Raw genomic sequence first — 14,766 nt, 5'->3', positions numbered from 1 at the left:
AATTATCACTATGCTGGCATATGTTATTCGGCGGTTATGGCAGATGATTCCAACGATGTTGGGAGTAGTCTTACTTATTTTTATTCTTTTTAACTGGGTAGGTGGCGATCCTGCTTATATTTTAGCGGGCAAGATGTCTAATCCTGAGCAGATAGAAAACATTCGTAAGCAGTTAGGTGTCGATCAGCCTTATTACGTTCAGCTCTGGATTTTCATTAAACAAATACTAACTTTTGACTATGGTGCAAGTTGGAGTACTGGCGAACCCGTTTCTCAAATTATTTTAACCCGATTAGGACCCTCGCTTACGCTTTTAATCCCACTGACTATTTTACAGACGGTTATTTCAATTATTTTGGCATTAGCTGTTGCTGCGGTACGAGGCTCTCTAACCGACCGTATGGTCATGATGCTATGTACTATTGGCATGTCGATCAGCATCTTAGTTTACATCATCGTTTTTCAATATGTTCTGGCTTATCAACTAAGTTGGTTTCCTGTACAAGGCTGGAGCGACACCTTTACTGATAACTTATTTAAGTTTGCCTTACTACCAATTCTAATCATGTTGGTGGTGAGTATTGCACCGACTTTACGTTTATATCGTAGCTTTGTGCTTGATGAAATTAATCAGGACTATGTTCGAACAGCACGGGCTAAAGGTGTGGGTGAAAGCCGAATCTTAGGTGTACATGTACTACGTAATGCTTCAATTCCTATTATTACCGATGTGATGTCAACTTTACCTGCATTGCTCATAGGCGCATTTTTAATTGAACGTTTTTTTGGTATTCCCGGGATTGGTCGAGAGGTGATTATTGCAGTTGAGCGGAGTGATTTTCCTGTTATTAAAGCAATTACAGTTTACATCGCAGCTGCAACCATGATTTTTAACCTGATTGCCGATTTGGTCTACAAAGTGGTTGATCCACGTGTACAGTTGAAGTAGGTGGGCTATGCTGAGCGTTTTATCAAAAAGAAAACAACAAACAAAAGCCGAAGCTCATTCATCTGGCCTGTGGAAACTTGCCATGCGTCGTCTTCGGGCCGACAAGATCGCAATGTCATCGCTAGTGATTGTATTGCTTTATTTTATTATCTTGGTTCTATCAATGACGGGCGTGATTGCATCTGACTGGAATAAAGAGGTAGCCGTAAGTTATGCACCGCCTACATTTATAGGGGCAGATAAGACAACAGATGCAGGGCAAAAGGCGGCAGCGATTGAAGAAGAGTTACCAGAAAATCCAGTCGACCCTTTAAAAGATGTAATTGATAAGCTTAAGGCTGAAATTAAACAAGAAAAGAGCTCTGGAAGTGCAATTGATTATTATGGTGTAGTTGACCCATTAGCCGATGATATGAAAGCGATCGATCAGCAACTTGGAGGACATTTACTTGATCAACAAGCAGAACTGAAAAGTACCCTTGTGTTTGGAGCTGATAAATGGGGACAGGATGTTTTAAAGAAAACTATTAAAGGTGCTGAAACCTCAATTATTGTTGGGGTGATATCGGCTTTACTTGCAGTAGGAATTGGTACACTTTTAGGCGCAATTTCTGGATATTTCGGTGGTTGGGTTGATGATATTCTCAACTGGTTTTATAACATTTTTACCTCAATTCCATATTTGTTATTAGTTCTCGCTATTGCTGCCGTACTTCAACAAAAAGGCATTCTATCTATTGTTCTGATTTTAGGTTTAACGGGCTGGACGGGTGTTTATCGATTAATTCGTGCTGAATATATGAAACACACTGCACGTGAGTACGTTCTTGCTGCCAAAGCAATTGGTGTTGGTCACTTCCGCCGTATGTTCATTCATATTTTCCCAAATGTCAGCCATATCGCTTTGGTCCAAATGTCAATTCTGGTGGTTTCTTTTATTAAATCTGAAGTTATTTTGAGTTTCTTGGGCTTCGGTGTGCCAGTAGGCGTAGTGTCTTGGGGGAGTATGCTAAATGAAGCACAAAGTGAACTTCTTTTAGGCAAATGGTGGCAGCTTGTAGCAGCCTCTGTCGCAATGGCTGTTTTGGTAACGGCATTTTCAATGTTTACTGATGCACTTCGTGATGCATTAGACCCAAAACTAAAATAAGAGGAAGGTCAAATGTTAGAACAAGAAAATAAGAATGCGCCGTTACTGCATGTTCAAAATTTACGAGTAAGTTTTAAAGGTGAAGATAAGCAATATATTGAAACCGTAAAAGGAATTACTTTTGATATTCCTGCAAATACTACGGTTGCTTTAGTGGGTGAGTCGGGTAGTGGTAAATCGGTTACTTCTTTGGCAACTATGGGATTGCTGCCTGTAGGTCAGAGTAAAATTGATGAGCAAAGTAAAATTATATTTGAAGGCAAAGATTTACTGAGCTTATCTCGTACAGAGATGCGTAAAATTTGTGGCAAAGATATTGCGATGATTTTTCAGGAGCCGATGTCATCATTAAATCCTGTTTTTACGGTTGGCAATCAAATTGCAGAAGTTTTGTGTTTACACATGGGGTTGAGCCGTAAACAGGCTCGACAACGTGTTTTAGAGTTGCTTAAAGAAGTAGGTATTCCTTCACCTGAAACTAAAATTGATGCTTATCCAAATCAACTTTCGGGTGGTCAACAGCAACGTGTCATGATTGCTATGGCGATTGCTTGTGAACCTAAACTGCTGATTGCTGATGAGCCTACCACTGCACTTGATGTCACAATTCAAAAGCAAATTATTGATTTGCTCGAGTCATTGCGTAAGCGCCGTCAAATGTCGATGCTTTTTATTACCCACGATTTAGCATTGGTTGGTGAAATTGCAGATAAAGTCATTGTAATGCGTCATGGCGAGATTAGAGAGCAAGGTGCTGCTGATCAGGTCCTTGAACAGCCTAAAGATGTATATACGAGAGCTTTGTTATATTGCCGCCCGCAAATGTCACAACGGCCTTATCGATTGCCCGTGACGAGCGATTTTATGCGTCAAGAAGATGATGTATTGGTCGAACAAAGTTTTGATGTTTCAGCAATTCCCGAGCGCAAGCGTGGTTTAAATGGTGATGAGCAAATCATCTTAGAAGTAAAAGACCTGAAAAAAAGTTTTTATAGCCGTAAAGGCTTATTTGGCAAAGAAGAGTTTCAGGCCGTTAAAGGCGTTTCTTTTAAACTTGCTAAAGGAAAAACCTTGGGTTTAGTCGGTGAGTCAGGTTCAGGTAAAACGACTGTTGGGCTATTACTCATGCGCTTACATCAGGCATCTGGTGGGCAGGCTTTTATCGAAGGTAAAGATATTCTTTCATTAACTGAAAAAGAGTTTGCTAAATATCAACGGAAAATCCAGATCATTTTTCAAAATCCTTATGCCTCTCTTAATCCACGCTTTACCATCGGGCAGATATTATTAGAGCCTATGCAAATTCATAACATTGGTAAAGATGATGCTGAGCGCAAACAAATTGCGCTTGGTTTACTTGAGCGAGTCAATTTACCTGAACAAGCTTACTACCGATATCCACATGAGTTTTCAGGTGGTCAACGTCAACGTATTGCCATTGCACGCTGTTTAACGCTGAAGCCTGAAATTCTAATTTGTGATGAGTCTGTTTCTGCACTTGATGTATCTGTACAGGCACAAGTACTTAATTTATTACAAGACTTACAAGATGAGTTTGGACTTAGTTATATCTTTATTTCACATGATTTATCGGTTGTGAAATATATCTCTGATCAGGTCATGGTCATGAATCATGGCGAGGTTGTTGAAATAGCCAATTCAGATGAACTCTATGCACATCCTCAACATGATTATACTAAACGACTATTACAGGCGATTCCTCAAGGGATTCAACACGTTTCATAAGCGTAAAGTTATGTCGTGAAGGGCACTTTCGAGTGCCTTTTTATTTGGTTTATGTGGTAAATGCTTATAAAATAAAAGAAGTAAATGTAGAGTATTTTATTCTTGTTATGTGCGCTAATTTTAAACCTTTAACGCTTGTCCAATTACAGCAACTTCAGTTGCCTGTGGTCGGCTTTAGCTATGCCGAAGAGGTTTATCCTGCTGGAACAATGCCACTATTATTCAAATCATCACAAGGGTTTGAATGGCGCGAAGTGATGTTTGGATTGGTTCCTAAATGGGCTGAAGATACAAATATAGCAAAACATACCTACAATGCCCGTCATGAGACTATTTTCCAAAAACCGAGTTTTCAAGAAGCCGCACTTAAATGTAAATTCGGTGTGATTCCAGTGACCGAATTTTATGAAAGTAAGTATATAAATGATAAGCCTGAGCGGTGGGGTGTTCGCCGTAAAGATGGGCAGGCCTTTTTCATCGCAGCAATCTATGAAATTTGCAAAATAAATGAAACGATTATTCGTTCTGCAAGCATGTTGACCATGGATGCTATAGACCATCCAATGATGAAAGACTTTCATGAGCCGGGCGATGTTAAACGATCAGTTATTGTGATTCCACACGACCGACTAGATGAATGGTTAAGTTTAGAATCACCAGATATTTCCAGCTTTATCGAAGGTTTTCCAGTTGAAGAGTTTGAATGCTCTCATGTCCCAAAAGAAAAAATTATAAAACCTACACCTCAGTTAAGCATGTTTGACTAATCTATCTAAAATTAAGATGAGGTTATTGATGTCAAATTTGAATCAATAACCTATATCACTTATTCAATATCTTTACTTAATGTTTGTACCTCGGGATCTTCAGCTAAATAGCTCAATTCAATCGGTGAAATCACAAAAGTTGTATTATCTGAGGTCTGTTTAAATACAAAACCATATTCAAAAGATTGGCTATTTTTACTTGGTAACCAGAATAGATAAGGACAGCCTGTATAGCTACCATCCCAACCCATTTCTCTAGCGAGAGCCAAAGCTGTATCAGATTTCGCTATGATTTCTTTGAGAGATTCTTTATCTCGTGTTGAAACATCACCATCATCATCTGCAAATGTTTGTAGAAACTCATTTAAGGGCTTAAGGTCTTCCCAGTTATGTTCTATTGTCGAGAAATGATATCCATATAGCATCATGTGCACTTTCTTCCATCTTGTTATTGTGTCCTTGACCATACCAAGAAATATATGAAAAGGAAATGGATAAATCTGATTTAAGTTGTTTATTTTTCATAACTTATAGATTGTTTTTTGTACGGAATAAAGACTTTTATAAATATTAAAATTATTCATATTACCTCAATAGCATAGGGGGAAAGTAACAATCCTAATGATTAGGATAAATGACTATTTTAGTAAATCAAACTGTTGGCGAATATAGAATTGTTCATAATTCACCTATAATAGAAATGAAACTATGTAGAGCATATTTATGTTTATAACAACTACGCGCCCACAAGATAATTTAATTAACCAACTTCTGCCGATTTTGGAACAGGCGAGTCAGATTTTACTAGAAGAATATCAAAACTATTCTGCGGGTTATGAGTTTACTATTCATGAAAAGCAAGATGATTCACCTGTAACCCAAGCAGATCTAAAGGTAAATAGATTTTTATTAAAGCATCTTGCAGAGATTACTCCAGAGTTGCCTGTATTGTCTGAAGAAAGTGATTATAGTGCCCGTCATGAATGGTCTACTTGTTGGATGTTAGATCCACTCGATGGAACCAAAGAATTTATACATGAACGTGATGAATTTACGATCAATCTAAGCTTGATCAACGGCAAAGAAACAGTTTTCTCAGTTATTGCTGTGCCATGTGAACAAGTTGTGTACTTAGGATATCTGCAAGATTTACCTTTTAAATATAGCTTTAGCCAACAACAATGGTATCAATATCGGGTCAATTCAACTTCGTTAGATGCCCCTATACAAATAGGACTTAGTCACGGTAGTAAAAATCCAAAATACCAAAAATTTATTCAACCTATAGAAAAAGAACATCGCATTATTCGGCGAGAAGCAGGAAGTGCCTATAAGTTTTGTATGATGTTAGAAGGTGAAATAGATATTTACCCACGCTTTCATCCTACTTCTGAATGGGATACCAGTTCTGGTCAAGGTCTCTTAGAAAGTATAGGCGGTGGTTTACTTACTCTGGATGGAAAACCTTTTGAATATAACCAAAGAAACACGGTTTTAAATAAGGGCTTTATCGCTTTTCGTGATCAGGAAAGCAAAAAAATAGCATTTGAAGCATTAGCCCAATCAGGTGTTATAGATTGAGAGTTATGCCAGACATGTTATAGTGGCAAAGTATTGAAAAAAGATGACAAGATAAAGATGGCACTCGATTTATTGCCTAAAAGTATGTTTGAAGCAATTGATTTATTGCCCGATGCTTCAACTCCTGTAACCTTATTTACGCGCCATTCTTTAAGAGAACTTGTAGATGGGCAGGGCTTGGCTGGTTATGATCTCCAACTTACTCCTCAAGGACGTGAGCTTGCGCAGGCATGGGGTAATTACTTAATTAAAAATACAGATCGTGTTATTCAGCATTGTATTTCAAGTCCAATACAACGCTGTGTCGATACGGCTGCGCTCATGATTGAAGGGGCTGATGACGTAAGCCCTCAATCAAATACCCATACGATTGAAATTATTGAGCAAGGGCTGCTTGTTGAACCGGGTAGCTTTGTGTTGGATATACAACAAGCTGCTCCTTATTTCAAAAAGCAAGGTGCGTTGGGTTTTATTAATAGTTTTGTAAATAATGCATTACCTGGTATGAAACATCCCATTACTGGGGTTTTAGATGTACTAGAGCTTATTTACCGAACTCATCCAAAAACTAAAGGCGGACTTAGTTTAGCCGTGAGTCATGACACGATTATTGCAGCCATTGTTGCTGTAATTTCAGGTGAAAATAAAATTAAGAAAGAAGATTGGCCGGAAATGATGGAAGGGTTATTTGTATGGTTTGAAGGTGAAGAGTTTCCAAATTGTAAATTAAAGTGGATTTGGAGAGGAAAGGCCTACGAACTGAATGTGGCTAAATTTCATAAAGTGCTATAAGCTTAAAAACGATAGATAATAAAAAAAGCCCTATTGGGCTTTTTTTACATGTTCAAATTAGTTAGCTAACGCTTTAACTTGAGCATTTAAACGGCTCTTATGACGAGCAGCTTTATTTTTGTGGATGATGCCTTTATCAGCCATGCGGTCGATTACAGGAACAGCTTTTTTGTAAGCTTCTGTAGCAACAGCATAATCACCACCAGCGATTGCACTTAAAGTACGTTTGATGTAGGTACGAACCATAGAACGCAAGCTTGCGTTGTGTTTACGCGCTGTAACGTTTTGACGCGCACGTTTTTTAGCTTGAGCAGAGTTTGCCACTCTTGCACTCCTTGAAAATAAGTTGGTCTGGGCGGGCTGTGGTCAATTCAGTAAACTGGTTAACCATCACCAGCCCGTAAACAAGTGCCATATTGTGATGAATCAACACCGTGAAGTCAAGCCTTGCGAGCATTTTAAGCGGTTTTAGGGGCTGCTAAAACGGTAAGAAAAGGTTAAATTTGATACAAACTTAAAGAGGGTTGGATAAAAAATGACTATAAGTACTAAAAAAGCAATTGTGATAGGTGCTACGGGACTTGTGGGTTTAGCGCTTGTCGAACAGCTTGAGCAAACACCAGAATTTGAAGCGATTACTGTTGTGGTAAGAAAAGAATCACAACTACTTAATACATATAAAAAAGTTACTCAACTCATTATAGAGGATTTTTTATTACTCAATGATGAAGATGTGAATGGCCATACCCATGCATTTAGCTGTCTTGGAACAACATTAAAATTGGCAGGCTCAAAACAGGCTTTTTACGCTGTGGATTATGAAATCAATGCTCATTTAGCAGATTTAGTACAAGATAAACATATTCATCTATTGCTAGTGAGTGCCCTTGGAGCAAATGCAAATTCTCCAATTTTCTATAATAAAGTGAAAGGACAGTTAGAAGATTATATTGAGAGTTTAGAACTCGAAAAACTATCAATTTTTAGACCGTCTTTACTGATTGGTAAACGCAGCGATGTACGGTTTATTGAAGACTTAGGACAAAGTCTATTTAAACTTATCGAGAATAAATTTCAAAAGCCATTCAAATATAAGCCAGTAACTGCGGAGCAATTGGCTCATACGATGGTCGTAGCGGCGCTAACGCAAATTGAAGCCTTTAAACGATATGATAATCTGAGCATACAACAAACTCGATAAGGGAGTATTAAAGTGTCAACAGTACCATTTGTAACATGTGATTTATTAGATGATAACCCTGAAAAAGACTTACAGGTTGTAATCCCATCAATGGATGGCAAGTTCTTTCAAAGTTATGGAGCACGTAAAACTTTTGGGGGGCAGGTTGTAACAGTAAAGTGCTTTGAAGATAACTCACGTGTAAAAGAGTTATTGGCAACAGATGGTACAGGTAAAGTATTAGTTGTTGATGGTGGTGCATCTATGCGCTGTGCACTTATGGGTGATTTGATTGCTGAGTCAGCAGTTAAAAACAACTGGAATGGTGTAGTGATTTACGGTTGTGTACGAGATGTTGATGCAATTGCGACCTTAGATTTGGGAGTACATGCATTGGCTGCAATTCCGCAAAAAAGTAATCGTAAGGGCATTGGTGAGGTAGATATTAATTTGTATTTTGGTGGAGTCACAATTCAATCTGGTGATTTTATCTATGCTGATAATAATGGGATTGTGATAGCAAAAGAAAAATTAGTCTAATTCTCTAATATAAAGGAAGGCACGATGGTGATTCATCAAATTAAAGTACTTCAAGCAGTTGTATCTGCAATTGCTGAAGGTGGTAGAGGTGTTTCAGGAACAGCATTTCCACAACAGCCTGTAAAGGCTTTGAAACTATATGAATTTGAAGGTTCACCATTTTGTCGTCGCGTTCGTGAAGTGATTACACTTTTGAATCTGGATGTTGAAATTTATCCATGTCCTAAAGGCGGAACAAAGTATCGTTCAGTGGTAAAAGAAAAAGGCGGCAAATTACAGTTTCCTTTTTTAATTGATGAAAATACTGGCGATCAGCTATATGAATCACAGGATATTATTCATCATTTATTTAAACATTATGGTAAGACAGGGAAAACACCGCAGAAATTTTCGAGTTACCCAAACATGCCTTATGTTGCAGTTGCAGGAACTATATTAAATGGAGCTCGTGGAATATGGATAAATAAAAAAATTGTTGATAGAGCTGCACCTGAACAAAAACTTGAGTTATGGAGTTTTGAAGCAAGTCCGTATTCACGAATTGTAAGAAGTCTACTCTCTGAACTTGAGCTACCATATATTTTGCATAATGTGGCAAAAGAGAGATGGCAAGATATGGGACCTGCTATTCTTCGCTTAAAACCTGGTAAATACATACCTTTAGAAGGCGGAAAAAGAGAAAAGCTGTTGCCGATTATGCAAGGTAAAATGCAAGTACCATACTTAGTAGACCCAAATACGGGAGTGAAGATGTTTGAGTCGGCTCAAATCGTAAAGTATTTAAAAAAGCAATATGGACGTTGATTAAGCTTAATCTGAGTAAGAGTTTAGGCGTTTTCTTAAACTCTTATCAACATCAGATTTCTTAACAGGTTGTATGAAAAAAATATGAGTATGCTAAATTAATAAGCTTAAATACCTAAAAAGGCATATTTTATGGAATGTATGAGAATTCAACCTGTAACGAGTGCTCCTGGTGAAAATGCATTATTTATTGTATTGGGACTAGCTCAAGGTGATTCTGTAATAGAAAAAGTAAAAGATTTTGCTGCTAATTTTTCAGCACTAACCAGAAGTCTCTTTAATCGTTATCCAGATAGTAAATTTAATGCTACTTTAGGTTTTAGCTCAAATGCATGGGATATATTATTTCCAGAGCAATCCAAGCCTCAAGAGTTACAACCATTTCAAGAAATTAGAGGTCCGAAATACACGGCTGTCTCAACTCCGGGTGATTTATTTTTTCATATACGTGCTGATCGTCAGACTTTATGTTACGAGCTGGGTAATATAATTAATCAACAGCTTGGTAAAGTAACGTATCCAATTGATGAAGTTCATGGTTTTCGTTATTTTGACGGTCGTGCAATTATTGGCTTTGTGGATGGAACAGAGAATCCTGAACCTGTTATTGCAGCACAGTGGGCATTAGTAGGCGATGAAGACCCTGACTTTATCGGGGGAAGTTATGCTTTTATCCAAAAATATACACATGATATGGACAAATGGCGTTCATTAACTGACGAAGAGCAAGAAAAAGTGATCGGCCGAAAAAAGTTCAATGATGTTGAGCTCGGCGATGATGAAAAACCTTTAACTGCTCATAATGTCGTTAGTAAAGCTCATGATGCAGAAGGTAATGAGCTTAAAATTATGCGAGCTAATATGCCTTTTTCAAATCCGTCTAGAAATGAATATGGCACATTCTTTATTGGTTACTCGCGTAAATTTAGTACAACCCGACAAATGCTTGAAAACATGTTTTTAGGCAATGAGCATGGTAACCTAGATCGGTTACTTGACTTTAGTACTGCTCAAACAGGTACTTTATTTTTTGTACCGACTGTAGATTTTCTTGATGATTTAGGCGATGAATAATCTTTAATTTAGAAGACTCAAATGATGGGAGTGACTAGGTTACTTCCATTATTTAAATTGAAATAAATATGATGTGATGAAATGTTTAAAAAGATAACACAGCTTTTTCAAGGCTCGAAAGAGACACCTGAACAAATTTACTTGCAAGAGAATCAATTAAAATTTGATTCTGAACGTGGGCCTATCATTAATGATGTAGTGATTAATCAAAAGTGGTCAGAGCATCTTGAATATTTCTCAAACCGTAAATTACAGAATTTTGATAATCTTCAAAAGTTATTTCAAATTACGCCACAAATTAATGAAAAGATTGATCTAGAAATCGCAACACAGCGTTATGTTGCAAGATTGGAAAATAATCAAGAAAAGCTACTTCAACTTAAAGCGATTATACAAATTTTAAATCAATATTATGTTTTGTTTTTGCGTGATAAATAATCATAGTTGATTGATTAAAAAATATAAAAAGTAGGGCCAACTAGTAGTTTGATTTTCAAAAAAATAACTCATTTCACTAAAAACATCATGCTACTATTGAGCTCATATCTTCTTAGCTGATAAAAGCCATATACATGTTTCAACAAGAAATCTCTCAATTGAATTTACAACAGCTCAAAGTCGGTGAAAAGCGTTGGGTAGGGTCGTTATTAGGTTCGTCTGCTGCATTATTATTCAAAGAAATTGCCGTTCAGCATTCATCTTTGCTTGTTGTAGTCGCTCGAAATAATCAACATGTTGCTCAGTTAGAAAGTGAACTTGAATTTTATGGCATAAAACCGACAATTTTCCCTGATTGGGAAATTTTGCCGTATGACCGCTTGTCACCCCATCAAGATATTGTTTCAGAACGGCTCGCGATTTTATCCAATATGCCGCAAAAAGGTGTATTGCTCGTTTCAGCAAGCACTTTAGCTCAAAGAGTTGCACCATATTCTTGGGTTTTAGGTGAGCATTTTGATATACGTGTGGGGCAAAAATTTGATTTAGAACAACAGAAGCTACGTTTAGTACAAGCTGGGTATCATTTAGTAGATACAGTTTACGACCATGGTGAGTTTGCTGTACGTGGCAGCATTATGGATATTTTTGCATCTGGTCAGGATGCACCTATCCGTATTGACCTGTTTGATGATGAAATTGATACTTTAAAATTCTTTGATCCAGAAACGCAAAGAACAACAACTACTTTAAAAAGTTTTACAGTTCTTCCCGCGAAAGAGTTCCCATTAAAAGAGGCTCGTTCCATTTTCAGAGATCGTTATTCTGAACTTTTTCCGACCGCAAATCCTAAGAAAAACCCAATTTACCAAGATGTTCTTGATGGAATCGCATCTCCGGGAATTGAGTTTTATTTACCGTTATTTTTTGATAAAACTTACATGCAATCTCAAAGTGCACTTACAACGTACTTTCCAAAGAATTGCATTGTAATTACAACTAATGATGTAGATGCTGATTTAACCAGTTTTTGGAAAGAAGTTTTCCGTCGCTATGAAGATAGACGCCATAACGCAGACCAGCCAATTCTCCCACCTGATGAGTTATTTATTGCACCAAATAACTTACTAAGTGCTTTAAATCAGTTCCCGCGTATGCTTGTAAGCGCTGAAGCAGTTGAAGAAAAAGCTGGGGCTCTAAATCTTAAGGTTGAGCAACCACCTAAGTTGCCAGTTGACCCGAAAAAAGAAAAACCATTTGCGGTAGTTAAAAAATATATTGATGAAGCAAATCATCCTGTTTTATTGGTTGCAGAAAGTGCTGGTCGACGAGAAAGTTTAAGAGATGGTTTGCGTGCCAGTCTGGGAGATATTCCTAGTGTAGATAGTTTTGAGCAATTCCAGAAAAGTCAGTTTGCGATTGCTATTACGAATGCGCCATTAGACCGTGGGTTGCTTTTAACCGATCAATTGTCTGTTATTTCAGAAAATCAGTTATATGAGCATCGGGTAGTCCAACGTCGTCGTAAACGTCAGCAAGAAGTTTCAGAAGAATTCCTAATTCGTAGTTTGACCGAATTAAGCATAGGTGCTCCTGTTGTTCATATTGACCATGGTGTAGGGCGTTATGCTGGATTAATTACTTTGGCAATTGAAGGGCAAGATTATGAATTCTTGCAACTAGACTATGCTGAAGAGGCAAAAGTTTACGTGCCTGTGACTAACTTGCATCTCATTAGCCGCTATAGTGGTGGAGACCCGGATTTAGCACCATTACATAAAATTGGAACTGACGCGTGGAGTAAGGCTAAACGTAAAGCTTTAGAACAAATTCATGATGTTGCAGCAGAGTTGCTACATATACAAGCACGTCGTCAGTCAAAACCTGGCTTTGGTTTTGAAGTCGATCAGTCACTTTATATGCAATTTGCAAGCGGGTTTGCGTATGAAGAAACACTTGATCAAGCCAATGCTATTGAAGCGACGCTTTACGATATGCAACAAGCTAAACCGATGGATCGACTTGTTTGTGGGGATGTTGGTTTTGGTAAAACAGAAGTTGCAATGCGAGCAGCATTTGTTGCGGTGCAAAATGGCAAACAGGTCGCTGTTTTAGTACCGACGACATTACTTGCTCAACAGCATTATGAATCTTTTAAAGACCGCTTTGCCGACTGGCCTGTTCGTATCGAAGTACTATCACGCTTTGGTTCAAATAAAACGCATACGAAAAATATTGAAGATCTTGCTGAAGGTAAAGTCGATATTGTGGTGGGTACCCATAAACTTTTACAAGAAAATGTACAGTTTAAAGATCTAGGGTTAATGGTAGTCGACGAAGAACATCGTTTTGGTGTGCGTGATAAAGAGCGAATTAAAGCATTACGTGCAGATGTAGATATGTTAACACTTACAGCTACACCAATTCCACGTACGCTTAATATGGCTTTTTCGGGAATGCGTGATTTATCTATCATTGCTACACCGCCAGCCCGTCGTTTAGCTGTTAAAACCTTTGTACAAGAACACACTGAAGCGTCTATTAAAGAAGCGATTTTGCGTGAGTTACTACGTGGTGGCCAAGTATATTTCTTGCACAATGAAGTTGATACGATTGAGAGAGCAGCTGAAAATATTCGTGTGCTTGTCCCTGAAGCTCGTGTAGCTGTTGCACACGGACAAATGAGGGAAAGAGAACTTGAGCAAGTCATGCAACAGTTCTATCACAAAGAATACAATGTATTGGTATGCTCAACAATTATCGAAACTGGAATTGATGTTCCAAATGCCAACACTATTTTGATAGAAAGGGCCGACAAACTAGGTTTAGCTCAACTACACCAATTACGTGGCCGTGTAGGACGTTCACACCACCAAGCCTATGCCTATTTATTAGTTCCTTCGATAAAGCATTTAAAAGGTGATGCTGAAAAACGTCTAGATGCAATTCAACGTGCTTCAACTCTTGGTGCTGGTTTTATGCTGGCTACAGAAGATTTAGAAATTCGAGGCGCAGGTGAGCTTTTAGGTGAGCAGCAAAGTGGCTCAATGCAGGCAATTGGATATAGCCTATATATGGAAATGCTGGAAAAAGCTACTAAAGCGATTCAGCAAGGTAAAACACCGAATTTTGATGCGCCTTTATCATTAACTGCAGAAATTAATTTACACATTCCTGCACTGATTCCAGATGATTATCTAGGTGACGTGCATCAGCGTTTATTATTCTATAAGCGTATTAGTAATACAGATACCCAAGAAAAGCTCGACAATATCCGTATGGAGCTGATTGACCGTTTTGGGGTTCCACCGCAATCAGTTAAACACTTATTTAGTGTTCACCAAATTCGACTGAAAGCTGAACAGTTAGGTATTACTAAAATCGATATTAATACTCAAGGCGGCAATATTGAATTCTCGCCTGATACACCTGTTCAGGCCATCAGTATTATTCAACTCATGCAAAAGCATCCAACCTATTATCGTATGGAAGGTGGTCAACGTTTAAAGGTTATGGTTCAGCTTGAGGAACAGGAAAAACGAATCCAATTTATTAATGATTTATTAGCGAAATTATTGAATGAATTACATGCTTAAATAGTGTTTTAAAGTGATTTTCATTCTATACAAATCCTTTGTGTGTTGATAACAGAGTTTTATGCACGATTTCTCGGTCTATTGGGAGAATAAGTGCATAAAATCATTGTTATTTGTAATCAAACCAGAGACTAGCAATACTCACATCA

At 37.8% G+C, this 14,766-nt stretch carries 14 protein-coding genes; 12 read left to right on the top strand and 2 right to left on the bottom strand.

Features of this window, described 5'->3' with window-relative positions:
• Positions 1-10 precede the first annotated feature (10 nt).
• The 4 genes from AW165_RS10030 (at position 11) to AW165_RS10015 (ending at position 4,612) form a co-directional block, all read left to right on the top strand.
• Positions 11-949, top strand: a complete 939-nt coding sequence (locus tag AW165_RS10030) for an ABC transporter permease (RefSeq protein WP_000881922.1) — start codon at positions 11-13, stop codon at positions 947-949.
• A gap of 7 nt (positions 950-956) precedes the next feature.
• Positions 957-2,099: an ABC transporter permease gene (locus AW165_RS10025; RefSeq protein ID WP_014206615.1), complete on the top strand. Its 1,143-nt coding sequence runs from the start codon at positions 957-959 to the stop codon at positions 2,097-2,099.
• A 12-nt stretch (positions 2,100-2,111) separates the two neighbouring features.
• Positions 2,112-3,845, top strand: a complete 1,734-nt coding sequence (locus AW165_RS10020; protein WP_060465723.1) for an ABC transporter ATP-binding protein — start codon at positions 2,112-2,114, stop codon at positions 3,843-3,845.
• A 107-nt stretch (positions 3,846-3,952) separates the two neighbouring features.
• Positions 3,953-4,612 (top strand): SOS response-associated peptidase family protein, encoded by a 660-nt coding sequence (locus tag AW165_RS10015; protein WP_060465797.1) that lies wholly within the window; start codon positions 3,953-3,955, stop codon positions 4,610-4,612.
• Positions 4,613-4,671: 59 nt separating this feature from the next.
• Here AW165_RS10015 and AW165_RS10010 read toward each other — a convergent pair whose 3' ends face one another.
• Positions 4,672-5,040 carry a hypothetical protein gene (locus tag AW165_RS10010; protein ID WP_002117993.1) on the bottom strand — a complete coding sequence of 123 codons (369 nt, stop codon included), beginning with the start codon at positions 5,038-5,040 and terminating at the stop codon, positions 4,672-4,674.
• Between the two features lie 295 nt (positions 5,041-5,335).
• Here AW165_RS10010 and AW165_RS10005 point away from each other — a divergent pair, with 295 nt between their 5' ends.
• The gene (locus tag AW165_RS10005; protein WP_060465722.1) at positions 5,336-6,193 is read left to right on the top strand and encodes a 3'(2'),5'-bisphosphate nucleotidase CysQ family protein; all 858 of its coding nucleotides are present in this window, start codon (positions 5,336-5,338) and stop codon (positions 6,191-6,193) included.
• Positions 6,194-6,250: 57 nt separating this feature from the next.
• Positions 6,251-6,985, top strand: a complete 735-nt coding sequence (locus tag AW165_RS10000) for a histidine phosphatase family protein (protein ID WP_002117975.1) — start codon at positions 6,251-6,253, stop codon at positions 6,983-6,985.
• Between the two features lie 57 nt (positions 6,986-7,042).
• On the opposite strand, the gene rpsT is transcribed toward AW165_RS10000, so the two are convergent.
• Positions 7,043-7,309 carry a 30S ribosomal protein S20 gene (gene rpsT, locus AW165_RS09995; RefSeq protein WP_002117906.1) on the bottom strand — a complete coding sequence of 89 codons (267 nt, stop codon included), beginning with the start codon at positions 7,307-7,309 and terminating at the stop codon, positions 7,043-7,045.
• Positions 7,310-7,520: 211 nt separating this feature from the next.
• Between rpsT and AW165_RS09990 the strand changes: the two genes are divergently transcribed.
• From AW165_RS09990 to mfd, 6 genes are all read left to right on the top strand, one after another.
• Positions 7,521-8,186 (top strand): NAD(P)H-binding protein, encoded by a 666-nt coding sequence (locus AW165_RS09990; RefSeq protein ID WP_060465721.1) that lies wholly within the window; start codon positions 7,521-7,523, stop codon positions 8,184-8,186.
• Positions 8,187-8,198: 12 nt separating this feature from the next.
• Complete coding sequence (gene rraA / locus AW165_RS09985) at positions 8,199-8,705, top strand: ribonuclease E activity regulator RraA (RefSeq protein ID WP_060465720.1); 507 nt, start codon at positions 8,199-8,201, stop codon at positions 8,703-8,705.
• Between the two features lie 24 nt (positions 8,706-8,729).
• Positions 8,730-9,509, top strand: a complete 780-nt coding sequence (locus tag AW165_RS09980; RefSeq protein ID WP_002117989.1) for a glutathione S-transferase N-terminal domain-containing protein — start codon at positions 8,730-8,732, stop codon at positions 9,507-9,509.
• Between the two features lie 141 nt (positions 9,510-9,650).
• On the top strand, positions 9,651-10,583 hold the full coding sequence (locus AW165_RS09975) for a Dyp-type peroxidase (protein WP_025466564.1): 933 nt from the start codon (positions 9,651-9,653) through the stop codon (positions 10,581-10,583).
• 81 nt (positions 10,584-10,664) lie between these two features.
• Complete coding sequence (locus AW165_RS09970; RefSeq protein WP_060465719.1) at positions 10,665-11,021, top strand: hypothetical protein; 357 nt, start codon at positions 10,665-10,667, stop codon at positions 11,019-11,021.
• A gap of 134 nt (positions 11,022-11,155) precedes the next feature.
• A complete protein-coding gene (gene mfd, locus AW165_RS09965; RefSeq protein ID WP_060465718.1) occupies positions 11,156-14,617 on the top strand; it encodes a transcription-repair coupling factor in 3,462 nt (1,153 codons plus the stop codon).
• Positions 14,618-14,766 lie beyond the last annotated feature (149 nt).

The organism is Acinetobacter sp. LMB-5 (assembly GCF_001541635.1).
Lineage (GTDB): Bacteria > Pseudomonadota > Gammaproteobacteria > Pseudomonadales > Moraxellaceae > Acinetobacter > Acinetobacter pittii.
This window is presented reverse-complemented; position numbering and strand designations above follow the sequence as displayed.

Bases quoted from the DNA above. Each gene is read 5' to 3' on its own strand.
- AW165_RS10030 (WP_000881922.1), top strand. From the start codon at position 11: ATGCTGGCATATGTTATTCGGCGGTTATGGCAGATGATTCCAACGATG.
- AW165_RS10025 (WP_014206615.1), top strand. From the start codon at position 957: ATGCTGAGCGTTTTATCAAAAAGAAAACAACAAACAAAAGCCGAAGCT.
- AW165_RS10020 (WP_060465723.1), top strand. From the start codon at position 2,112: ATGTTAGAACAAGAAAATAAGAATGCGCCGTTACTGCATGTTCAAAAT.
- AW165_RS10015 (WP_060465797.1), top strand. From the start codon at position 3,953: ATGTGCGCTAATTTTAAACCTTTAACGCTTGTCCAATTACAGCAACTT.
- AW165_RS10010 (WP_002117993.1), bottom strand. From the start codon at position 5,040: ATGATGCTATATGGATATCATTTCTCGACAATAGAACATAACTGGGAA.
- AW165_RS10005 (WP_060465722.1), top strand. From the start codon at position 5,336: ATGTTTATAACAACTACGCGCCCACAAGATAATTTAATTAACCAACTT.
- AW165_RS10000 (WP_002117975.1), top strand. From the start codon at position 6,251: ATGGCACTCGATTTATTGCCTAAAAGTATGTTTGAAGCAATTGATTTA.
- AW165_RS09990 (WP_060465721.1), top strand. From the start codon at position 7,521: ATGACTATAAGTACTAAAAAAGCAATTGTGATAGGTGCTACGGGACTT.
- AW165_RS09980 (WP_002117989.1), top strand. From the start codon at position 8,730: ATGGTGATTCATCAAATTAAAGTACTTCAAGCAGTTGTATCTGCAATT.
- AW165_RS09975 (WP_025466564.1), top strand. From the start codon at position 9,651: ATGAGAATTCAACCTGTAACGAGTGCTCCTGGTGAAAATGCATTATTT.
- AW165_RS09970 (WP_060465719.1), top strand. From the start codon at position 10,665: ATGTTTAAAAAGATAACACAGCTTTTTCAAGGCTCGAAAGAGACACCT.
- mfd (WP_060465718.1), top strand. From the start codon at position 11,156: ATGTTTCAACAAGAAATCTCTCAATTGAATTTACAACAGCTCAAAGTC.